We start from the raw sequence: 19878 nt of genomic DNA, 5'->3' as shown, positions 1-19878 counted from the left end.
GAGTGGATGTTCTGCGCCAGATCCCCATCGGCCAGTTCGCCGCTCCGGATCCGGCGGAGGCGGCCGGCGGCGGCAGCTGGCTGCGCCGGCTCGACCCACGCCTGAAGCTGGCTTGGACCCTGATCTTCCTGGTGACGCCGATCCTGGCGGGGCCGCTCTGGCGCCTCAGCCTGGTGGGCCTGCTGCTGTTGATCACCGCCGTCAGTGGCCTGAGCTGGCGCCTGTGGCGCCGCAGCGTGCCGCTGCTGCTCGCCCTGGCCCTGCTGGTGGGCGGCCTGGCCGCGTTGCTGCCAGCGGGCTCGGCGCCACCGGCCCCTTTGCAGCGGCCGCCGGCGGAGCTGCGCTTGGAGCCCGGCCCGCCCGGCACTGCGCCGCCGGAGCGAGCCGGTGCCCGTTGGGTGCTGCTGCGCCAGGGGCCGTTGGTGGTGACCCGGCGCTCGGCGGAGCTCGGCCTCAATGGCGCCACGTTGCTGTTCACGTTGGTGCACAGCGCCAACCTGCTGCTGCTCAGCACCGCCCCCGAGCAGCTGGTGTGGGCGATCAGCTGGCTGTTGGCCCCCCTGGGTCGGTTGGGCTGGCCGGTGGAGCGGCTCGGGTTCATCCTGCTGCTGGCTCTGCGGTTTTTGCCGCTGGTGCAGGAGGAGCTGCAGAACCTGTTGCGATCTGTTGCAACCCGGGCGGTGAATCTCAAGCGCCTGGGCTGGAAAGGGAGCCTCGGCCTGGTATTGGCTGTGGGTGAGCGGTTGCTGGCCAATGTGCTGCTGCGGGCTGAGCAGGGGGCTGAGGCGCTGCTGGCCCGCGGCGGCTGCTGGCTGGCGCCTGAGCTGCTGCATCGCCCGCTGGTTGGGGGGCGGCGCCAGGGCCTGCTCAACGGCACGGCGGCGGGATTGCTGCTGCTGGTGCTCGTGCTGCGCTGGAAAGTCGGTGCCCTTTAATGGCAACTGACCGATCGCATTCGTGAGCAGCGCATTGGCGAGCAGCGCATTTGTGAGTCCCGAGCGCTATCTCAACCATCCCACCTTTGGGATGCTGTATCGGGTGGCGCCGGTGTCCGAAGGCCGTGATCTGTTTGCCACGCTGTATGCCCAGCGCATCTTCTTCATCGTCACCCTGCAGCCTCGGGGTGCCACCTTTGAGGTGGTTCCGCTGATGGATGCTCGCCACTACGCCGAACAGAATCTGGCAAGGGCCCGTCGTGAGGGTCCCGAGGCCCATGCCCATTGGCGTCAGTTGTTTGACCAGACCTTCATCTGATCTGGTGGCTGACGCCGGGCTGCCTGAGCGATTGGCCGGCCTGCGGTCTGGGCTGCCCCTCGGCTGCCGTCTGTTGGCGGTGAGCAAGGGCCAGCCGGCCGCCCGGATCCGTGAGGCGGTGGCGGCTGGGCAGCGCAGCTTCGGCGAGAGCCGGCTGCAGGAGGCTGCGGCCAAGCAGGCCGAGCTGGCCGATCTCGAGCCCCTCGACTGGCATTTCATCGGCCGCCTGCAGGCCAACAAGGCCCGCGGCGTGGTGCGCCATTTCGGCACGATCCACTCCCTCGACAGCCTGGAGCTGGCCCGCCGCCTGGCCCGCATCGCCGCCGAAGAGCAGCGGGCTCCGGCGGTGCTGTTTCAGGTGAAGTTCCGCCCCGATCCCGCCAAAACCGGCTTCGAGCCGTCCGAGCTGCGTCGCCACTGGCCCGAGCTCAGCGGCCTGGCGCCGCTGCGGCCTGTGGGTCTGATGACCCTGGCACCCCTGGGCCTCACGCCAGCTGAGCGCAGCGACCTGTTTGGCGACTGTGCCGCCCTGGCCACGGAGCTGGGCCTGACGGAGCGCTCGATGGGCATGAGTGGGGACTGGCCCGAGGCGGCCGCGGCGGGCAGCACCTGGGTGCGCATCGGCAGTGCCCTGTTTGGAGCGCGGCCGGCCCCGTTGGGCTGAGCCTCCCATTGATGGGGCGCGAATCCCGAAATCGGTGCGAATTCCTCTCTGAAACCCTTGCCGCCATTGGCGTGGGACGCTATTCAGGTGGAAAGCTTCCTGTGAGGTTCGCTCCGTGTCGTTGTTCTCCCGTCTGCGTGCCGTCGTCTCAGGAGACGACTACCTCGATGGCGACTACGACGACGAGCTCGATTACGACGGTGGCGAGCTGCCCGAGCCCGGTTTCACCAGCCGTGCCAGTGCTCTGGCTTTGAGCTCCGATTTCACGGCCGACGATCCCTTCGCCGGCACCAACGTGATCGGTATGCCTGGCCTGTCCACGGCCGCCGCTGAGGTGACCCTGATGGAGCCGCGCAGCTTCGATGAGATGCCCCGCGCCATCCAGGCCCTGCGCGAGCGCAAGACCGTGATCCTCAACCTCACGATGATGGAGCCGGATCAGGCCCAGCGCGCTGTGGATTTCGTGGCCGGCGGCACCTTCGCCATCGATGGTCACCAGGAGCGCGTCGGCGAGAGCATTTTTCTGTTCGCTCCCAGCTGCGTCACCGTGACCACGGCCGCCAGCGAAGAGACCTCCGCCTCCTCGATCGTGAGCCGGGAGAGCAGCGAGCCCCAGCAGGAGGCGGCCCCTAGCCCAGCCTGGGGACGCCAGGACGCCGCCATTTAGGGCCGTCGTGACGCCAACCTTCGGCGTGGTGGGCCTGGGCCGTATGGCCCAGGCTTTGTTGTGGCCCCTGCTGGAGGCTGGGCTGGTGGAGCGCGAGGGTGTGCGGGCCGTGGTGGCCAGTGAGGCCTCCGCCGCCGGCCTGCGCCAGGCCCATCAGTTGGTGGTCGACACGGATGCGGCCGCCGCCTGGACGGCACCGGTGGTGTTGCTGGCGGTCAAACCCCAGCAGCTGGAGGTTGCCGCCCGGGGCGCTGCCCAGGCCGCCGCGGCAGGTTCTGCTGCCCCATCGGGCGGCCTGCTGATCTCGGTGCTGGCCGGCGTCACCCTGGAGCGGCTGCAGCGCCTGTTTCCCGCTTGGCAGTGCGTGCGCGCTGTGCCCAACACGCCGGCGCTGGTGCGTGCGGGGCTCACGGGCCTGGCCTTCGCCGACGCCGTGCCGGCGGAGCGGCGGCGTTGGGTGGAGCAATTGTTTGCCCAGGTGGGCGAGGTGCACGAGTTGCCCGAAGCCCAGCTCGATGCCTTCCTGGCCCTCACCTCCTCCGGGCCCGCGTTTGTGGCTGTGGTGGCCGAGGCCCTGGCGGATGGCGCTGTGGCGGCGGGGCTGCCCCGGCTGCTGGCCCAGCGCCTGGCCCATCGCACCCTGGCCGGCAGCGCGGCCCTGCTGCAGGAGCGAGATCTCCATCCCGGCCAGCTCAAGGACATGGTGAGCTCTCCTGGCGGCACCACCATCGCCGGCCTGCGGCAGCTGGAGCAGGCCGGGTTGCGTTCGGCCCTGATTGAGGCGGTGATCGCCGCCGCCGAGCGCAGCCGAGAGTTGGCCTGAGCCCACGACTGACGGAGTGCGGTCAGCCCTTGGAGGCGCCCAGCCGGGGCTCAGTGCCGGCCAGCAGCCGTTGGATGTTGCTGCGGTGGCGCCACACCACCAGCACGGTGGTGAGCAGGGCGAGGGCCAGGTAGGGCCAGCGCAGCCCCAGGCCAGTATCGGCAAACCAGCCCAGCATCAGCAGCGGCAGCGCCAGGGCTGCCACCACGCTGGAGAGCGACACGATGCGGCTAACGCTCAGCACGGCGAGAAAGATGCCGAAGCAGGCCAGGCCCACCGGCCAGGTGAGCCCCAGCAGCATGCCCAGGCCCGTGGCCACTGCCTTGCCCCCTTTCCAGCCCAGCCACACGGGCCAGATGTGCCCGGCCAGGGCCGCCAGCCCGGCCAGCACCACACCGACCCCGAAGGGGTCGAGCACGGTTTTGGCCAGCAGCACGGCGGCGGTGCCCTTGAGCACGTCCACCAGAAACACACCCAGGGCCGGCCCCTTGCCCACCACCCGCAGCACGTTGGTGGCGCCGGTGGAGCCGGAGCCCTCGCGGCGGATGTCGAGGCCGGCGAGCCAGCGGCCCGCCAGGTAGCCGCTGGGGATCGAGCCGAGTAGGTAGCCGGCGAGCAGCACGGGCAGGGTGATCAGGGGCATGGCAGGGGGGGTCAGTAGGGCTCGTCGGTGATCAGTTCGCCGGGGCCGGCTGCAAAGGCCAGCCACACCGGGAATTGCAGGATCGGGATGTCGATCACCTGCTCGCCCGCATCCACCACGATGAAGGGGAGTTCGCCGCGCTCCTCGAGGCGGTCGGCCCGCTCCACCAGGGCATCGGCCCGCTCGAACAGCACGATGCCGCTGGTGGGGCCGAAGTCTTCCCGCGCCAGGCCGAGGCAGTCCTGCAGGCTGCGGCGCCATTCCCCCAGGCGCTCGGGTTGGCTGGCCAGCACCAGGGTTTGGAAGCGCTCGCCGTAGAGCTCGCCCAGGATGGCGATCGCAGCCGCAGCCACCAGGGCATTGCGGCTGCGGCTGCCGCAGCTCGGCTGGGCGCCCCGGCCGCCCTGGCCCAGAAACCAGTCGTCGAGCAGGGCCGCCCCGCTGGGGTCGAGGGTGCGGCGCAGCTGCCAGGGATCGGCGTAGAAGTCGGGCTGGCCGCCAAAGCCTGCCAGGCGCTCGCGAATCAGTGCTTCGTCCCGGCTGAACTGGCCGGCGGCGGCCACGGCAGCACTCGGCTCGGCGGCTCCGGCGGCGGGGCTGGCCTGGTCGAGGGGAGAGGGCTGCACCAGCACCTGCTGGGGCACTAGCTCCACCTGCTCCGCCGCCACGGCCAGATCCTGCAGGGCGCCCACCAGGTAGTCCTGGAAGCCCTTGAGCCGCCGTGCCACCGCATCCGCCTGGCCGGCGAAGCTGGATTCGATCTCCTTCTGGATCTGGCCGCGGCGGCCCTCCAGCTGGCGGATCTCCTCCTGCAGGGCCTCGCGCTGCTGGCGCAGCTCGCTCAGGGCCAGGGCCTGCCAGTCGGGTTCAGGGCTGGGGGGCTCAGGGCTGGGGGAAGACTGGCTGGGATCGTCAGACATCGGTGTCGTCAGAGATCGCTGGGGGAATCGGGTCGCTCCGGGGAACTGGACGGGCTCACGTGCTGCTCCAGTTGCTGACGCAGTGTGGCCGCATCAAACAGCACCGGCAGCAGGTGAATGCTGCGCTGTTCACGGAAATAGAACAGCACCGGCAGCCCTGGCCAGAAGAGTTTCCAGCCCAGCCAGGCGGCGTAGGGGAAACGGCGCAGCAGACTCTGCTGGCGCCACACCAGCAGGGCGTCGCCGCCGAATTCCAGCCGCAGCAGGCTGGTTTGCAGCAGCAGGAACAGGCCGAACACGGCCACGCTGGCGCCCAGCCAGATCGCGCCGCTCCACCAGGGACGCAGGGTGAGGGCGGCCAGCCCCAGGGCGATCACCCCAAGGGGCACACCGAAGCTGGGCGCCAGCACGATGCCGCTGGAGCCGGGGGTCGCGGATGGATCAAGGGGATCAGGGGTGAGGGGATCAGGTGCAGGCATCAGCTGAACAGCAACTTGGTGAGCAGGGCATCCATCAAGGCGACGGTGACCAGAATCATCACCACGGCGCCCGTGGTGCTGGTGCCCACTTCCTTGGGACCACCCCGGGTGGTGAGCCCCCAACCACAGGCGATCACGGCGATCTGCAGGCCGAACACCAGCGCTTTGAGCAGCATGGACGGCAGATCGCTGGGCTCCATCCAGGTGCGCACCGAGTTCCAGAACACGGCGGGAGGGATGCTGTAGAGCATCGTGCTGCTCACCTGACCCGACCAGATCCCCACCCAGAAGAACAGCAGGCATTGCACCGGCGCCATGATCACCATGGCCAGAACCCGTGGCACCACCAGATACTCCACCGGGTCGGTGCGCAACATGGTGATCGCGTCGATCTGCTCGGTCACCTTCATGGTCCCGATCTGGGCCGCATAGGCCGTGGCCACCTTGCCGGTGAGCAGGGTGGCGGTGAGCAGCGGGGCGATCTCCCGCGACAGCCCCAGGGCCAGCAGGCCGCCCACTGTGGCGCTGGCGCCCTGCTTGGAGAGCTCAGCTGCCACCTGGATGTTGAACACAGTGCCCGCGGCCAGGGCGGTGATCAGCACGATCAGGAAGCTGCCAGGCCCGGCCTCCATCAGCTCCTGCATCAGGTCGTTGAAGCCGATCCGCCCCTTGGCCATGGCGCTCACGGCCTGGCCGCCAATCAGCAGGCTGGCGCCAAAGCGTCTCAGCCAGCGGGGCGCTCTGAGCCAGTCGGGACGCGTCATGGCTGGCGGTGCAGGCCTTTCTCCGGCCAGCGTCGCATCACCACCAGGCCAGCGACGATCAGCAGTGCCGGAATCAGGCCCATGCAGACGCGAATGGTGGTGAGGGCCGAAGCTGGTTGGAGCAGCCCCTGGGCGGCTTCGTAGCCGCTCAGGCTCAGCCCATTGCCGAGGGCAAACACGGCGACGCCGATGCCCAGCTTCTGCGCCACCACCATCCAGGCGGTGTAGAGCCCCGCGGGTTTGTCGGGGTCGGCATCGACGGCATCGGGCAGCAGGGCCCAGGGAATCAGGTAGGCGGTGGAGGCCCCCAGGCCCGTGACCACAATCGTGAGCACCAGCAAGCCCAGGCTGATGCCATTGCTGAGGCTGGCCAGAGGAGCTGCTGCGGCATCGAGGGGCACCAGCAGCGTCGCCCCCACGCAACCGGCGATCCACAGGCCTGTGCCCCAGCGCAGGGCGCACACCCGGCCGTGGCGTCCTGCGACCCGGCTCCACAGCTGCAATCCCGCCAGGGCACTGAGCTGAAATGGGATCAGGATCCAGGTGCTCCAGCTTTCGGGCAGGCGCATCACCACCGCCAGAAAGATCAGCGACACCGGCTGCATCAGTTGCAGCGCACACCAGAGCAAGAGGTAGAGCCCCAGCACCTTCACAAATCGCGGGTTGCCGGCGACGCGTCGCAGCTGGCGCCGGATCGGTTCGGGCTGGCCCGTGGGGCGTTGGCAGTTGCGGGCGAAGGGCGCCAGGCCCCAGCAGCACAGCAAGGTGAACAGCGTCAGCGTCAGCCCCGACACCCAGCCCATGCGCTGATAGCCCGAGGCACCCTGGCCCACCAACAGAGCTCCCAGCACCAGCCCCGCCAGGCCGGCCAGGATCGAGCCGGTGAAGCGGCCCGCACTCAGCTGGGTGCGCAGCTGGGTGGAGCTGGTGAGCTCGGAGGCGAGGGCGGAGTAGGGCAGGTTGACGCAGGTGTAGAGGCCCATGGCCACCAGCTGGATGGCCACCAGCACGGTGAATTTCTGCCAGTCCCCCCCAGGCGGCACCCACCACATCGCCACCAAGGCCAGGCCGAGCGGGATGGCGCTGCCGGCCATCCAGGGCAGACGCGGGCCCCAGGGGTGTTTGGTGTGGTCGCTGAGCCAGCCCACCAGGGGGTCGTTGATGCCGTCCCACACCTTCAGCACCATCAGCACCAGGCCGGCCATCCAGGCCGGCAACCCCACCACACCGGTGTAAAACACGAATAAATAGAAGCCCAGCTGGGTGGCGGCCATGCCGGTGCCGATGTCGCCGAGGCCATAGCTCCACAGCAGCCGGCGTCGCGCAGCTGTCCCCAGGGGTTGGCTGCGTGCCGCGGTGAGATCAGGCGTCACAGGCGGCGATTTCGAGCTGGGTGGGCAGGTCATAATGCAGTAACTGCAGGTTGCAGCCCCCGGTGGAGGGCCAACAATCCAGCAGTCGCTTCAGTACGTCTGTACTGCTGCGGGCGTAGTTTAGTGGTAAAACCTCAGCCTTCCAAGCTGATGATGCGGGTTCGATTCCCGCCGCCCGCTTCCTTTTCTCAATAAGGGTTTTCGGCCCAAAGCCCTTGCTGCGACTGGCGTTAGGGCTTCCAGTCTTTGCCAGCACCTGTTTGGCCGTGCCAGGCTGTGAGGCGAAACATCTCACCAAACGTCTCACATGCCGGCGGCCCGTGATTGGGAGGTGACGGTCAGGGCCGTCGTGTCTCACGCGCTGTCCCAAAGGGGCTGCCGCAGGGGCTGGACGGTTCTGAATCACCGCGGTCATGCGCGTCTGAACATTGCTGCTGGTGCCGGTGGGGGCAAGCGCCGCCAGGTGCTGCTGCCGGTCCCCTGGCAGTGCGACCAGGTCGATCAGATCCGCGACGCCGTGGTTCAGGTCTACGACGAGTTCCAGCAGGGCGTCGAGCCCGATGCCTGCGTTGCTCGGATGCCTCGTGCGGAGGAGCAGCGCGCCGATGGGGAGGCAGTGCTCCGATCGGCATCGAGCCAGGGCGGTCGCGCCAGGCATCGAGGTGGTGCGGCGCTCCACGCTCCTGGGGACTGGGATGCCTTGATTGCAGCCTTCCGGGAGCACAAGCTGATCAGTGGCGAGATCAAGCCGTCCACCTGGCACCGGGTTTACCGGCACCACATGAACCACGTGCTTGGAGCCGTGGCTGTGGCGGCCCCGCCGCAGAACGCCAAGCAGCTCCTTGAGACGCTGGCCCGGATCTGGGCGGACAAGCCGGGCGGGCGCACCCGCCAGATCCAGATTCAGTCGACTGCAGCCCTGCTGCGTTGGGCCGTGGCGGAGCGGCGGCTGGGTGAGGACTGGGATCCGCCGCAAGACCTGACGGTGTTCGTGGGCCGTTCGCGTGCAGCGAAAGCCATCACCACGCCGTTGGAGGTAGAGCACATCCTCGCGTTGGTGCGGGCCATCCCGGATGTCCGCTGGCGTTTTGCCTTTCAGCTGATGGCGGCCTACGGCCTCCGCCCAGAGGAACTTCAGCATCTGCAGATTCGCCAGGGCCGTCTCTGGTGCATGTACGAGAAGGTTGCCTCTCGCGGGAAGACCCGGCCACGGGTGCTTCGCACGCTGCCCTGTGATGACTGGGCGGATGGCTGGCGCCTGGAAGAGCGCTTCCCTGCCCAGGAGCTTCCCCCCATGCAGCCTGGCCTTGGTGGCGGCTATGTGGGCCACTACCTGATGAACCGGCCGCTCTGGAAAGAGCTTCGTCGGGAGTACGAGGCGAAGGGGGAGAAGCTGGTTCCCTACTCCTGCCGGCACGGCTACGCGCACCGGGCCCACGTGATCTGCGACCTGCCGCCCAAGGTGGTGGCCGCGGCCATGGGACATAGCGTCCAGACCCACCTGGCGGCCTACAGCCGCTGGTGCGGGGATGACGTGGTGGATGACGCCTTCGCCAAAGCGGAGAAGCGCCTCGGCCACGACCGAGCTGATCAGAACTCGGCGGCGTAATGCCGCACTGCCTGCGAGAACCCGCCCAACCCCTGTTCCTCCAGGGTTGCCAGATACTCCTCAACTGTTTTGGCCGGGTTCTTCAGGCTGGCCCGGTGCTGCCGCATCGCCGCGCACACCCGTTCGGCATCCAGGTTCAGTTGATCCACCAGAAACGAATCGGGATGGCAGGCGCCAAGGCCATAGCTCGCCAGGGCGTGATCCGGGAAGTCATTCAGGTTGAAGGTGATGATCAGATCGGCACCACACTTGATGGCGGCAGCCAGAACATGGCGGTCATCCGGGTCGGGTAACTCCAGAGCTGGAATTAGGGACTGATAGCCATTGACCCGCGCATCACGCACGTGAGCATTCATCAGCGAACGGGTGCGTTCGAGCTGCGCTCTGGAGAGATCAGACCGGTTCCGCAGCACGGCCGTCATCCACTCCTTGTGAATCTGGTCACTCCAACGGGCCCGGTAGAGATCGGTGAGCGCCAACCGCATCAGCAGATCGCGGAGTGGCGCGGGATAGAGCACGCAAGCGTCGTAGACGACGGTGAAGCGATTCACCTCAGTAGCCCAGTCCCAGCTCCTGGGCTTGGGCAGCCAGCTCATCGAGGGCCGCCGCACGCCGCTGATCGATGGCGTGCTTGTAGGCCATCAGGTCGGACAGGCGGATGCGTCGATGGGTGCCGACCTTGCGGAATGGAATCTCCCCTTGCTCCAGCCGCTCGATCAGGAAGGGCCGGGACACATTCAGCAGATCAGCGGCCTGCTGGGTCGTGAGCTCGGCATGCACCGGCACCAGCGTGACGGCATTGCCTTGGGCCATCTGCACCAGGATTCCCTGCAGCAACTCCAGCACCGCGGCCGGGATGGGGACAGATGCGTGCTGGCCGCCTTCCAGCTCAAGGGAGAGACAGGCTTGACGCAGGCCATGGCTGGCACGAAAGCGAGCGAGGTCGCGCAGGCTTGCTCCTGCGGCCTCAGCCGCCTCGGCTGTGGGAACCACGGGCTCCATGGAGCTGGGGAGCGCGACGGCCATGGGCAACGGGGGAGAGGCCACCTGAACAGTAATCAAAATAATCGCAGCAACCGCAGCTTCCGCAAGAGCGTCGGGCCTGCGTTCCATGGATTGCCGGCCAAGGCCCAGCCAGCGGGATGTAGGTCTGCACTGATCGCACCAAGATCAAGCTCCGCGCCGCAGGGTTCCGCCTGGTGGTCGAGGTGCGGGATCACACGAAGCTGCCGGTCCTTGCTGTCGGTCCTTCTCGTGGCGGTGGGCAAGCGGGAGCGCAATGCTGGCTACCGACAGGCCACCCAGCGCTGAGGCCCTACCCCATGGCCGACTCCATGCACCCTGAGCTGGATCAGCTGCGCCGGGAAAACGCTCGTCTGATTGGCCTTCTGGAGGCCCACCGTATCGCCTGGCGCTCCAGCGAACCCCCGCGGACGGAACCACCCCCGGACTCAGCTCAGCCCGTTGCCAGTGCTCCCGGTTCGGCGGAGCAGAAGGTGGCCCTGTTCCGTCGTTTGTTTCGCGGTCGTGACGACGTCTATGCCCTGCGCTGGCAGAGCCACAGCAGCGGGCGCTCGGGGTATGCACCGGCCTGCGCCAATGAATGGCAACCCGGCGTCTGCGAGAAGCCCAGGATCAGCTGCCGCGACTGCCAGCACCGGAAGCTGTTGCCCCTCACCGATGCGGCGATCTACGGCCATCTGGCCGGCGAACACACCCTCGGCCTCTACCCCCTGCTGGAGAACGACACCTGTCATCTGTTGGCGGTGGATTTCGATGAGCAGGACTGGCGCGAGGACGCCCGGGCCTTTCTGCGCTCCTGCCGGGAGCTGGGCGTGCCGGCGGCCCTGGAGATCTCCCGTTCCGGGGAGGGCGCCCATGTGTGGGTGTTCTTTGAGGAGGCGGTACCGGCCCGAGAGGCCCGTCAGCTCGGGGCAGCCCTGATCAGTCACACCTGCGCCGCGTCACGTCAACTGCAGCTGAGCTCCTACGACAGGCTCTTCCCCAATCAGGACAGCATGCCCAAGGGGGGCTTCGGCAACTTGATCGCCCTGCCGCTGCAAAAGGAAGCCCGGCAGCGGGGTTGCAGCGTGTTCGTGAATGACGACCTGCAGCCCTACCCCGATCAGTGGGCCTATCTGGCAAGCCTGAAAAGGTTGTCGGTGGTGGGGCTGCAGACCGTGATTCAGACCGCCACCAGCGGCGCCCATCCGCTCGATCTCGCCTTCATCGACGAGGAGGACCTGGCGACCCCGTGGAAGGCACCTCCTGCGATTGCGAAGCTCAGCGGGCCGCTACCCGCCTCGATCAGCCTCACCCTGGCCGACCGTCTCTATGTGGAGCGCTCGGGGCTGCCGCAACCGCTGCTCAATCGACTGATCCGCCTGGCGGCATTTGCCAATCCCGCCTTCTACAAAGCCCAGGCCATGCGGCTGTCGGTGTGGGACAAACCCCGGGTGATCGGCTGCGCTGAGAATTTCCCACAGCACCTTGGCCTGCCGCGGGGCTGCCTGGAGCAGGCGCAGCACATGCTGCAGGAACAGGGAATCGGCTGGGATCTGGTTGATGAACGCCAGAACGGCTCGCCCCTGGAGCTGGTGTTCACAGGTCAACTTCGCGATGACCAAGAAGCGGCGGTCGAAGCGATGCTGCGCCATGACATCGGAGTGCTGCAGGCACCGACGGCCTTCGGGAAAACGGTGGTGGCAGCAGCGATCCTGGCCAGGCGGGGTGTGAACACCCTGGTGCTGGTACATCGGGCTGAGCTGCTGCGCCAATGGCAGGAGCGATTGCAGTCTTTTCTTGATGTCCCACCCGAGACGATCGGTTGCATCGGTGGCGGCAAGGCCAAGCCCATCGGCCGACTCGACATCGCCGTGATGCAGTCGCTGGTGCGGAAGGGAGAGGTGAACCCTGTGGTGCAGGACTACGGGCAGGTGATCGTCGACGAGTGCCACCACATCGCCGCCACCTCCTTTGAAGCGATCCTCAGGCAGGTGAAGGCCCGCTATGTGCTGGGGCTGTCGGCCACCCTGGTGCGCCGGGACGGCCTGCAGCCGATCCTGTTTATGCAGTGCGGCCCTATTCGCCACACCGCCCAGCGACCTGCCGGGGCGCCCCAGACCCTGGAACTGGTGAGCCGCACCCATCAGCTCCCAGCACTACCGGCCGATCTGCCGATCCAGGAGCTGATGCGCCGGCTGGCGGAGGACCAACGCCGCAGCGAGCGGATCGTGGCCGAGGCCCTCGCCTGCTGGGGTGATGGCCGCAAGCTGCTGCTGCTGAGCGAGCGGACGGACCACATCACAGCCATCGCTGCCGCTCTGGCCGGACTGGTACCGAACCTGTTTCTGCTGCATGGCCGCCTGAGCGCACGCCAACGCAGCGCCACCCTGGCCGCACTGGAGCAGCTGCCCCCTGAGGCATCTCGCATCGTGCTTGCCACCGGGCGACTGGTGGGGGAAGGGTTCGACCATCCGCCGCTCGACACCCTCCTGCTGGCGATGCCCGTGTCCTGGAAAGGCACGCTGCAGCAATACGCCGGCCGGCTGCACCGGCAGCAGAGCGGCAAGACCAGCGTGCGGATCATCGACTGGCTCGATCTCGGCCACCCCGTGCCGCAACGGATGTGGGAGCGGCGGCTGCGGGGCTATCGGGCGATGGGGTACGAGCTGACCTCGACACAGCAGCCCTTGTCAGACGGCGGCCATGTACGGCCATCCCCCGTACAATGACAACGTTGCTCCCTGGTGTGCCATGTCACCGGTCGAGACCGCGCTCCATGCGGCGATCGAAGCGATTGACGAGCCCCGCTCCGCTCGGATGGACCAGCGCACCAAGCCCTCGGTGAAGGCCAGCATTGAGGCGGCAGCAGACCTGATGGGCATCGAGGCCTCCGCCTTCGTGGTGATGTCGGCGTATGCACGCGCCCAGGAGCTGCTCAGTGGCAGGCAGCAGACCCTGCTCAGCCAGGGCGATCACCAGGCACTGCTCGCCGCCCTCGACGAAGAGACCACGCCAACGCCCGCCCTGCTGGAGGCTTGGCAGCTGTACCAGGACCAGGTCGTGCGCTCTTGACCCGGTGGCCTATCGGATCGAAGCCTTTGACCCTGGCCTGCACGACACCAAGGACTTCTGCTGCGGCAGCGACAGCCAGGACAACTTTCTGCGCCGCACCGCCAGGCGCCAGCAGCGTGATGGCTACACCCGGCTCTACGTCGCCACTGACGCCGCCCAGGTCGCTGAACCTCGGGCCTGCCTGGGCTTCTACGCCATCAATGCCCATGCCATTGGCGTGGCCGACGTGCCTTCCGATGCGGCCCCGCGGCCCCCGCGCTCGAACCTGATCCCAGGCGTTTTTCTCAGTCACCTCGCTGTCGATGGGAGACAGCAGGGAAAGGGACTGGGGCGCATCCTGCTGGTGGATTCCATGCAGCAGTGCCAACGGGCGGGCCAGATCCTGGGGGTGCGGCTGATGTTGCTCGATGTGGAGGGCGCCGCTGGAGACGCGGAACGCGCACGCCTCCACAGCTTCTACGCGTCGATGGGGTTCCGGCCTTTGCCAGGTCGACCGGAGCGGTTGTTCCTGTCTCTGAGTGCTCTTCCACCTCCGCAATCGGGCGGATAAAGCATCAGAGGCGCAGATGTTTCCTGCTCCAGCCTGTGATCGTGGCCTCCACGTTCTCCATGTGCCACTGCAGCGGCCCCCGGCCCTGGGTGCAGCCCCAGCGGCGGTAGTGCTTGCCGGGGGTGAGCACCCCCCGCAGCCGCAGCTGGCGGAGTGTTTCACGGCTCATCCCCAGAGCTGCACATGCTTCTGCCGTCGTGACCCAGACCCGCTGGCGGGCTGGCGTTGTGGGGGTTTCCATTAGCCTCCTGCCAGCTGGGCGCGGAAGCGCTTGAGGGTGTCGATCAACCAGGAGCGGCGATAGCTCTTGACTTGGCACGGGGCCCCGTCAACAAACTGTTGGCGGCGAGGAGGTTCTTCTCCGAATTCCTCGCGGTAGGCCCTGGCCACGAGCTTGCCGGCTGCGCAGAACTGGTTGCGCGGCAGCACTTGCTGGAACACCTCCAGCCAAGCATCTCCCAAGGTGAGCTCCTGGTCAGTGGGGGCCCCCGGCAGCACTCCCGAGCTTGCGGTCAGCACGTTGCTGCGCACGATGTCCTTGAACAGGAGCTGATCGCGTTGATCGAGGCCGCCCAGCTGCTCGAACAGGGTGATGCTGCGTTCCACCAGCGCGATCACCTCGACCTCTCGCAGCCGGGGCGGGGGTGTTTCCACCGGCGCCGGTTGAGCCTGCTGGAGACTCTCCAGAAACCAACCATCCATCCACACCGCGAACGGTGCGCTGATCCACCGGGCCAGGTCGACTGCGACCTGGGGATGGACCCAGGTGCCGCCGCCCTGGCCCTGGCGGGACTCGATCAGGTCAAACATCCGAATTTCGGAGGTTTCAGCGAGGGCATCCAGATAGGTCTGGCAGCGGTCGCTCTCCCGGTACTTGGACCATTGCTTGCCGTTGGCCCTGCACATGGCTGTGGCATTGACGTAGCCATCGGTGGTGCGCCGAGAAATCGGCGTGCCGTTCCAGGAACGGGAGACCAGATCGGGGTGATCCATCGAGGCGAGAGGACTGACAGGAAAGGAGCCGGTGGTTGTGTTGTTCATCGGTCTGACAGCGGTGTGGCTGAACTCCCACCGGTGACGGCGGAGCGAAAGACGGTGTTGCTGCTAGTCACCGGTCGCGGCGGCACCGGCCCGGCGAGCACGAGCAGCAGGGTGCTGAGCTGAAACAGCAGCCCCAGCACAACCAGCAGGCGCAAGGCGACGAGGCTGCTGGCCGTGATGGCCACGGTTGTGGGCCGGCGGGTGCGGCAGAAGGCAGGCAACTGGGGACCGGGCCGGTGAAGGGGCCTGCCCCTCCAGGTCCCGGCGCTCTGGTCCTGACGATCGAGCGGCATCAGAACAACTCCTCCTCGTCGTCAGCAGCACCGGCGCTCCAATCACCGGCACCAGCGCCGGTGGTGGTGTAGCCCTCGACCTCCTCAAAGCCGTCGGTGGGATCGACCTGCTCGTAGGGCACGAACTCGACGACCTGAACAGCACGGGGCTGGAAGGTCATGCCGCAGCCGTTCTCCCCGTCCCAGTCGTAGATGTCGAAGGCCACCACCACCTTGGAGCCATTGCCGATGGCGGCCCCATCCCAGGGCTGCTTTTTGGCATCGACGATGCGGGGCCCCTCGGACAGAGAACCATCACGCCGCTGGAACTGCGGCACCTTGAAGCGCACCACCGTGATCTCGCTCGGCTTCTCCTTGTCGGGCTTCCAGGGGAAGCCCTTTCGGCGCGGCGCTTGCGGCTGCCGTGCAGGGCGATGAACTGATCCTCCATCGCCAGCAGAAAGGACTGGGCCTTCTCGTCACCGTTGGGGAGAAGCAGGTCGGTCGTCCAGGCCTTGGGTTTGCTCTTGTCGAGCTGATGCCTGGGGGTGATCAGGTGAGCCCAGCGCACTGCAGCGAGGGGCGTGCGGAAGACGTCTTTAGCCATGGGATGAATCGGTGGAAATCTGGTGTTGATCGAATGGAGGAAGGGGAGGCAGGCCAAAGCGCTCGCGCAGCAGGTGATGCACCGCTCCGCTGGCGGAGATGTTGTGGCGCTCCATCACCTCGCGGATCCGCAGGTACACATCGGTGCGCACCTGGGTCTGGATGAAATGGCGACCAGCCAGAGAACGGGGCTGCTCGCCATAGCGGCGTGGCGGCCGGGGGCGATGGCTCTCGCTCATGGGCCTGGCTCCGCAGGAGCTTCCGCCTGCATCTGGCCTTGCGCTTCTTCCAGGAAAAGCGCAATGAAGTCGCTGTGCTGCCGTTGGGTGATGCGATCACCGATGGAGCGCGCATTGCGCGGCACCTGGAAGTGCTCGCGGAAGGCTTTGGTCAGCTCCTGACGGCTCGCCTGGGGCAGCTCGAGGACGCGACGGTGAACCTCGCTGACCTCCTCAGGGGTGAGGGGAGCGAGGGCTGGATCACCGTCTGCGGGACTGCCATCAGCACTGCAGTCAGCCAGGGGGACTGGCTCCTGTGGAGACTCATCGTCGGCTTGCCGATCTGGACAAGCCTGCTGTGCAGGAAACGCATCAGGCTCTTCAGCCATCTGCTCTTTCGTATTTGCATTGGGCTGTACAGCCCGAGCCTGAGCGGACACAGGAATGCCCAGCAGCATGGCCAACATCAGACCGGTGGTTTCGGCCAGATCGCTGGCCTCATCAGCCCAGGACTCGCTGCAGAGCTCGGCCCCGGCGACGTGCATCACCGTGACCTGCAGCCTGGAGCGGCCTTGCTGCTCGCGCAGATGGGCGGACCAGCTGATGCCGCGGCGGAAGGCGGGGCGGGCTGAGTGCACCACCTCCGCCAGGTCGGCAGCTGTGATGGGGGACACCTCGGCCTGGAAGCAGGCCAGGGCATGGGTGAGCTGCTGCTCAGGGGTGGCGTGGCCCAGGTCAGCCGGTAGGGGCTCGGCGTCCGTGGGCCTGGATGGTGGAACCATGGCGGATCGAATCGGGCGGTTGCCCGCTGATCCGAAAATTAGCACTGTTCACTGATAGCCGCGCTCACAGCGGCTGTTAATTCCTAGCCATCAGGCTGTGACTGGCTTCTTGCCTTTGCGGCCGCTGGGCTTGGCGCCCTTCCTGTTGGCCGCCTCCCACTGGTCCAGCCAGCGCTTCGGCAGGTACAGGTCGCCCTCGATCCACAGCGGGGCCAGTTCCTCAGGCTTGTAGTCGCCGAAGCCCGTGAGCACGGCAAAGAAGCGCTTGCGGTGCTCTTCGCTGGCTTCGACCGCCAGGGAGTTGAGGGCGTCACTGGGTTCGAGGCCACACTCGTCGACAACCCGGCGCATCTGGCTGCGCCACTTGCTGGAGAGCTCCGTTGCCTTGCGCTGGCCGACCGTCGGCGCGGGAGTGGTGCGGAAGGCTTCTGGCACGTCCCTCAGGCCGCAGTAACAGGCCCATAGCTCCAGCGGCGTCCAGGCCGGGCAAGCCTCATCGCCTAGTGGGATGGCCCCTTCCAGCTTTTCCTTGATCGCCTGGGTCTTGACCGGGCCCCAGTCCTTCGCGGCGATGCGGCGGTTCAGTTCACCCAACTGCCAAAACGCCTTCTGGCGCAGTTCACCAGCCTTGCCCTGCTCGATCACCGAGAGGTTGCCGTAGGAGATCGCATCAAAGCCCGCCTCCTCCGCCCAGCTGCAGGCGGTGTACTGGGTCCAGCCGTTGATTCTTCGCCAGTTCAGCAGCATCCGACCGAACGCTGCGCGGTTCTCCTCCTGGTGCTCAAGCAGCTCCGCGTAGGTGATGGCCACGTTCAGGTTCCTGAATGGGATCCCAAAACCATACGGCAAACTTGGCACTCCTAGCCACGCCCTGTCACGTCCTGCCATGTCAGGGCCGGTCAGGCTCAAGCCTCTGCAGGATCAGCTTGGCAAGCTGCCCCGTAATCACCTTTCCTGTTTCTGCCTGCAATCTCAAAGCGAGGGTGTAGGGGTACTCGCCCGGATAGGCCTGTGAGAGACGCCTCAGCCGCTGCTGCACTTCTGCTGGATCCATCAGTGTCCCAGCGGCACTTGCCTTGGCGCGCCAAGCAACTGCTCGGCTTCCTCCACTGAGCGGCAGGCCGCGGCCAATCCGCCGAGTTCCTGCACGAGGCGCAGGAAGGCCCGCTGCTCCGGGCTGAGCACGCCCTGGGCTGTCTTGACCTCTAGGGCCACGAACTGAGCGAGCCGCTGACCGACCAGCTCGGGTGTGACCTCCAGCGAGCGCAGGCCGATCAGGTCGCTGCTGCCCTTGCACAGCCCAAAGCGCACGAAGCGACCCTGCTGGTCGACCAGGGCGCCGGTGTTGTTGCGCCAGAGCCGCACCGGCCCCCGGCCGCAGGCGAGGCGGATGCGCTGCTGGATTTCGTGTTCGCTGGGGGAGGAGGAGGCCATGCCTCCTGTTGCCGGGCTGGTTGTCAGCGAACGGCAGGTATTGGCTGTTTTGCCAATACGTGACAGGTATTCGCTGAATTGCTTCGGCGGGCAATAGCTCGGTCAGTCAGCCAGCCAGCCCGCTGCTGTAGGCCGTGCTCACCAGAGCGCTTCTGGGCTCAACTCAGTCACCTCGGTGGCCATGCCATCGAGGATCGACGTGCGCATCCCGGGAATCGAGACCAGATGCAGGGTCTCCCAGATTGCGCGCCAGTGACCTTCCCCCAGCAGAACAGCGTTGCCCCGCTTCCCAATGATCAGCAACGGCTCGTGGGACTGCCCCACCTCGTCAATCAGGGCGTCGAGCCGCTTGCGGGCTTCAGTGGTTGAAACGCAGGCCATGGCGCTCCTGCTGCCAGTCCGTGAAAGCGTATTGCTGCTGACGACCTGCGCAGGACCTGCGGAGCTGTCAGGACATTGTCTGGCAGGCAGGGCTAGGATGGCGGAAGACGGTGCTGTGATGACGTCATCCCCTTCGAGAAGCGAGAAGCTCGACCTGCGGCTGACGCCAGGTGCCAAGCAGACCCTGCAGCGGGCAGCCGCGGCGGCCCAGCGCAGCGTGAGCGAGTTTGTGTTGGAGAGCGCCCTGGCCAGCGCGGCTGAAACCCTGGCCGATCGGCAGAGCTTCCAGCTGGATGGGCAGCAGTGGGAGGCTTTCGTGGCTGCCCTGGATGCTCCACCCCAGGTGCATCCGCGGCTGGTGCGGCTGCTGCAGGAGCCGAGCGTGCTGGAGCGGGGTGTTGCGGAACAGAGGCCTGCTGGTGGCGCCTGGTGAGCCGCTACCGGATCGAACCGCTCCAGGCCAGTCATGCCGTGGAGTGTTTTGATTGCGGGGAGGAAGCCCTCAACCGCTTCCTGGGCCGCTTTGCCCTGGCGAATCAACGAGCGCGGGCCAGCCGCACCTACGTGGCGCTGGATGGCGACGTCGTCGTTGGCTTCCACACCCTGGTGGTGGGTGAGGTGAGCCCGGAGCAGGCACCCGAGCGGATTGGCAAGGGGTTGGCGCGGCATCCGATTCCGCTGATGGTGCTGGCCCGGCTGGCCGCGGCGGTTGCGCACCAGGGGAAGGGCCTTGGCGCCGCCCTGCTGAAAGACGCGATCGGCCGGACGCTGGCGGCGGCCGAGATCGCCGGCATCCGCGCTTTGGCGGTGCATGCCAAAGATGAACGGGCCCGAGGCTTCTACGAGCATTTCGGCTTCCGGCCCTCGCCCACTGACCCGCTGCACCTCTTCGTGCTGCTCAAGGATCTGCAGGGCATCGCCGGCGGCTAAAGGGTTGGCGAGGAGGAGGGCTCAGTCAGCTCCAGCTCCACGCCGCCGAGCAGGGCGAAGTGTGCATGGATGCGAGTGCCCAGGCCCTGACCACCAGCGACGGGCTGTCGGGCTTCGAGGGCGGAGCGGAGGATCGTGCGGGCTTCCTCCTCCATCGATCGACCATGGCGGGCGGCCTGAATGCGCAGCTGCTCCTTGGTGTGCTCGTCGAGGTTGCGGATCGTGAGCGTGGTCATTGACGACTCTCGCTGGCGCTGACGGCAATGCTGTCAGTGCTAAGGCCTCTGACCGCGCGTAGCCATCCCAGTGGGGATCAAGTGCTGTGCTGACGAGCGGCTGAGTCGATGGCTGGTTGTCGCGCTCGCCGGGAGGAGACCACGCCCCTGCCTCT

General features: G+C 67.1%; 29 protein-coding genes and 1 tRNA gene. 12 read left to right on the top strand and 18 right to left on the bottom strand.

The annotated features are described in order from the left end of the window. Nucleotides 1-2 precede the first annotated feature (2 nt). The 5 genes from KBY57_RS10770 to proC all read left to right on the top strand — a co-directional run bounded on the left by KBY57_RS10770 (nt 3) and on the right by proC (nt 3408). The gene (locus KBY57_RS10770; RefSeq protein WP_254995865.1) at nt 3-935 is read left to right on the top strand and encodes a CbiQ family ECF transporter T component; all 933 of its coding nucleotides are present in this window, start codon (nt 3-5) and stop codon (nt 933-935) included. A gap of 52 nt (nt 936-987) precedes the next feature. Then, on the top strand, nt 988-1254 hold the full coding sequence (locus tag KBY57_RS10765) for a PipX family protein (RefSeq protein WP_254995885.1): 267 nt from the start codon (nt 988-990) through the stop codon (nt 1252-1254). 1 nt (nt 1255) lies between these two features. After that, nucleotides 1256-1918, top strand: a complete 663-nt coding sequence (locus KBY57_RS10760) for a YggS family pyridoxal phosphate-dependent enzyme (RefSeq protein WP_254995884.1) — start codon at nt 1256-1258, stop codon at nt 1916-1918. A gap of 115 nt (nt 1919-2033) precedes the next feature. Then, the gene (locus tag KBY57_RS10755; RefSeq protein ID WP_094561429.1) at nt 2034-2585 is read left to right on the top strand and encodes a cell division protein SepF; all 552 of its coding nucleotides are present in this window, start codon (nt 2034-2036) and stop codon (nt 2583-2585) included. 7 nt (nt 2586-2592) lie between these two features. Further along, complete coding sequence (gene proC, locus KBY57_RS10750; protein ID WP_254995864.1) at nt 2593-3408, top strand: pyrroline-5-carboxylate reductase; 816 nt, start codon at nt 2593-2595, stop codon at nt 3406-3408. 22 nt (nt 3409-3430) lie between these two features. Here the strand turns inward: proC and plsY are convergent, their stop codons facing one another. Genes plsY through KBY57_RS10725 form a run of 5 tightly spaced genes read right to left on the bottom strand, consistent with a single transcriptional unit; the run spans nt 3431 to nt 7620 of the window. After that, nucleotides 3431-4051, bottom strand: a complete 621-nt coding sequence (gene plsY, locus KBY57_RS10745) for a glycerol-3-phosphate 1-O-acyltransferase PlsY (RefSeq protein ID WP_094561427.1) — start codon at nt 4049-4051, stop codon at nt 3431-3433. A gap of 11 nt (nt 4052-4062) precedes the next feature. After that, a complete protein-coding gene (locus KBY57_RS10740; RefSeq protein WP_254995863.1) occupies nt 4063-4971 on the bottom strand; it encodes a DUF3086 domain-containing protein in 909 nt (302 codons plus the stop codon). Nucleotides 4972-4979: 8 nt separating this feature from the next. Then, nucleotides 4980-5450, bottom strand: a complete 471-nt coding sequence (locus KBY57_RS10735; protein ID WP_254995862.1) for a DUF3119 family protein — start codon at nt 5448-5450, stop codon at nt 4980-4982. Beyond that, nucleotides 5450-6214: an MlaE family ABC transporter permease gene (locus KBY57_RS10730; RefSeq protein ID WP_254988700.1), complete on the bottom strand. Its 765-nt coding sequence runs from the start codon at nt 6212-6214 to the stop codon at nt 5450-5452. Before KBY57_RS10730 ends, KBY57_RS10735 begins: the two co-directional genes overlap by 1 nt. Then, entirely contained in the window at nt 6211-7620 is a 1410-nt protein-coding gene (locus tag KBY57_RS10725; protein WP_254995860.1) for an MFS transporter, read from the bottom strand. The genes KBY57_RS10730 and KBY57_RS10725 overlap by 4 nt, the downstream gene beginning before the upstream one ends. Before the next feature lie 76 nt (nt 7621-7696). Between KBY57_RS10725 and KBY57_RS10720 the strand changes: the two genes are divergently transcribed. Further along, a tRNA-Gly gene (locus KBY57_RS10720) sits at nt 7697-7767 on the top strand. Nucleotides 7768-8050: 283 nt separating this feature from the next. After that, nucleotides 8051-9196, top strand: coding sequence for a hypothetical protein (locus KBY57_RS10715; RefSeq protein ID WP_254995858.1), 1146 nt, complete (start codon nt 8051-8053; stop codon nt 9194-9196). Here the strand turns inward: KBY57_RS10715 and KBY57_RS10710 are convergent. Continuing rightward, complete coding sequence (locus tag KBY57_RS10710; protein WP_254995856.1) at nt 9178-9747, bottom strand: PIN domain-containing protein; 570 nt, start codon at nt 9745-9747, stop codon at nt 9178-9180. The two genes, KBY57_RS10715 and KBY57_RS10710, sit on opposite strands and share 19 nt — an antisense overlap. 1 nt (nt 9748) lies before the next feature. After that, nucleotides 9749-10222: a helix-turn-helix domain-containing protein gene (locus KBY57_RS10705; RefSeq protein WP_254995855.1), complete on the bottom strand. Its 474-nt coding sequence runs from the start codon at nt 10220-10222 to the stop codon at nt 9749-9751. Nucleotides 10223-10518: 296 nt separating this feature from the next. Here KBY57_RS10705 and KBY57_RS10700 point away from each other — a divergent pair, with 296 nt between their 5' ends. Genes KBY57_RS10700 through KBY57_RS10690 form a run of 3 tightly spaced genes read left to right on the top strand, consistent with a single transcriptional unit; the run spans nt 10519 to nt 13823 of the window. After that, nucleotides 10519-12930, top strand: coding sequence for a TOTE conflict system archaeo-eukaryotic primase domain-containing protein (locus KBY57_RS10700; protein ID WP_254995854.1), 2412 nt, complete (start codon nt 10519-10521; stop codon nt 12928-12930). A gap of 22 nt (nt 12931-12952) precedes the next feature. After that, the gene (locus tag KBY57_RS10695; RefSeq protein ID WP_254995853.1) at nt 12953-13273 is read left to right on the top strand and encodes a DUF1778 domain-containing protein; all 321 of its coding nucleotides are present in this window, start codon (nt 12953-12955) and stop codon (nt 13271-13273) included. A 4-nt stretch (nt 13274-13277) separates the two neighbouring features. Beyond that, entirely contained in the window at nt 13278-13823 is a 546-nt protein-coding gene (locus tag KBY57_RS10690; RefSeq protein WP_254995851.1) for a GNAT family N-acetyltransferase, read from the top strand. A 4-nt stretch (nt 13824-13827) separates the two neighbouring features. On the opposite strand, the gene KBY57_RS10685 is transcribed toward KBY57_RS10690, so the two are convergent. From KBY57_RS10685 to KBY57_RS10640, 10 genes are all read right to left on the bottom strand, one after another. Beyond that, a complete protein-coding gene (locus KBY57_RS10685) occupies nt 13828-14064 on the bottom strand; it encodes a helix-turn-helix domain-containing protein (RefSeq protein ID WP_254995849.1) in 237 nt (78 codons plus the stop codon). Then, a complete protein-coding gene (locus KBY57_RS10680; protein WP_254995848.1) occupies nt 14064-14864 on the bottom strand; it encodes a KilA-N domain-containing protein in 801 nt (266 codons plus the stop codon). Before KBY57_RS10680 ends, KBY57_RS10685 begins: the two co-directional genes overlap by 1 nt. Further along, a complete protein-coding gene (locus KBY57_RS10675; RefSeq protein WP_254995847.1) occupies nt 14861-15157 on the bottom strand; it encodes a hypothetical protein in 297 nt (98 codons plus the stop codon). Before KBY57_RS10675 ends, KBY57_RS10680 begins: the two co-directional genes overlap by 4 nt. Further along, nucleotides 15157-15489, bottom strand: coding sequence for a hypothetical protein (locus tag KBY57_RS10670; RefSeq protein WP_254995846.1), 333 nt, complete (start codon nt 15487-15489; stop codon nt 15157-15159). The genes KBY57_RS10675 and KBY57_RS10670 overlap by 1 nt, the downstream gene beginning before the upstream one ends. 246 nt (nt 15490-15735) lie before the next feature. Next, entirely contained in the window at nt 15736-15981 is a 246-nt protein-coding gene (locus KBY57_RS10665; protein WP_254995845.1) for a hypothetical protein, read from the bottom strand. Then, on the bottom strand, nt 15978-16742 hold the full coding sequence (locus KBY57_RS10660; RefSeq protein ID WP_254995844.1) for a hypothetical protein: 765 nt from the start codon (nt 16740-16742) through the stop codon (nt 15978-15980). Before KBY57_RS10660 ends, KBY57_RS10665 begins: the two co-directional genes overlap by 4 nt. Nucleotides 16743-16832: 90 nt before the next feature. Then, nucleotides 16833-17552, bottom strand: coding sequence for an XRE family transcriptional regulator (locus KBY57_RS10655; RefSeq protein WP_254995843.1), 720 nt, complete (start codon nt 17550-17552; stop codon nt 16833-16835). 79 nt (nt 17553-17631) lie between these two features. After that, on the bottom strand, nt 17632-17796 hold the full coding sequence (locus KBY57_RS10650) for a hypothetical protein (RefSeq protein ID WP_254995842.1): 165 nt from the start codon (nt 17794-17796) through the stop codon (nt 17632-17634). Continuing rightward, nucleotides 17796-18176 carry a VRR-NUC domain-containing protein gene (locus KBY57_RS10645; RefSeq protein WP_254995840.1) on the bottom strand — a complete coding sequence of 127 codons (381 nt, stop codon included), beginning with the start codon at nt 18174-18176 and terminating at the stop codon, nt 17796-17798. The genes KBY57_RS10650 and KBY57_RS10645 overlap by 1 nt, the downstream gene beginning before the upstream one ends. 138 nt (nt 18177-18314) lie before the next feature. Next, nucleotides 18315-18557, bottom strand: coding sequence for a type II toxin-antitoxin system Phd/YefM family antitoxin (locus tag KBY57_RS10640; RefSeq protein ID WP_254995838.1), 243 nt, complete (start codon nt 18555-18557; stop codon nt 18315-18317). Between the two features lie 118 nt (nt 18558-18675). Between KBY57_RS10640 and KBY57_RS10635 the strand changes: the two genes are divergently transcribed. Continuing rightward, nucleotides 18676-18990: a DUF1778 domain-containing protein gene (locus tag KBY57_RS10635; protein ID WP_254995836.1), complete on the top strand. Its 315-nt coding sequence runs from the start codon at nt 18676-18678 to the stop codon at nt 18988-18990. Beyond that, nucleotides 18987-19487, top strand: a complete 501-nt coding sequence (locus KBY57_RS10630) for a GNAT family N-acetyltransferase (RefSeq protein ID WP_254995835.1) — start codon at nt 18987-18989, stop codon at nt 19485-19487. Before KBY57_RS10635 ends, KBY57_RS10630 begins: the two co-directional genes overlap by 4 nt. On the opposite strand, the gene KBY57_RS10625 is transcribed toward KBY57_RS10630, so the two are convergent. Next, a complete protein-coding gene (locus KBY57_RS10625) occupies nt 19484-19723 on the bottom strand; it encodes a FitA-like ribbon-helix-helix domain-containing protein (protein WP_254995834.1) in 240 nt (79 codons plus the stop codon). The genes KBY57_RS10630 and KBY57_RS10625 overlap by 4 nt on opposite strands. Between the last annotated feature and the right edge of the window lie 155 nt (nt 19724-19878).

It is taken from the genome of Cyanobium sp. Aljojuca 7D2 (assembly GCF_024346415.1).
Taxonomy (GTDB): Bacteria; Cyanobacteriota; Cyanobacteriia; order PCC-6307; family Cyanobiaceae; genus Cyanobium_A.
This window is presented reverse-complemented; position numbering and strand designations above follow the sequence as displayed.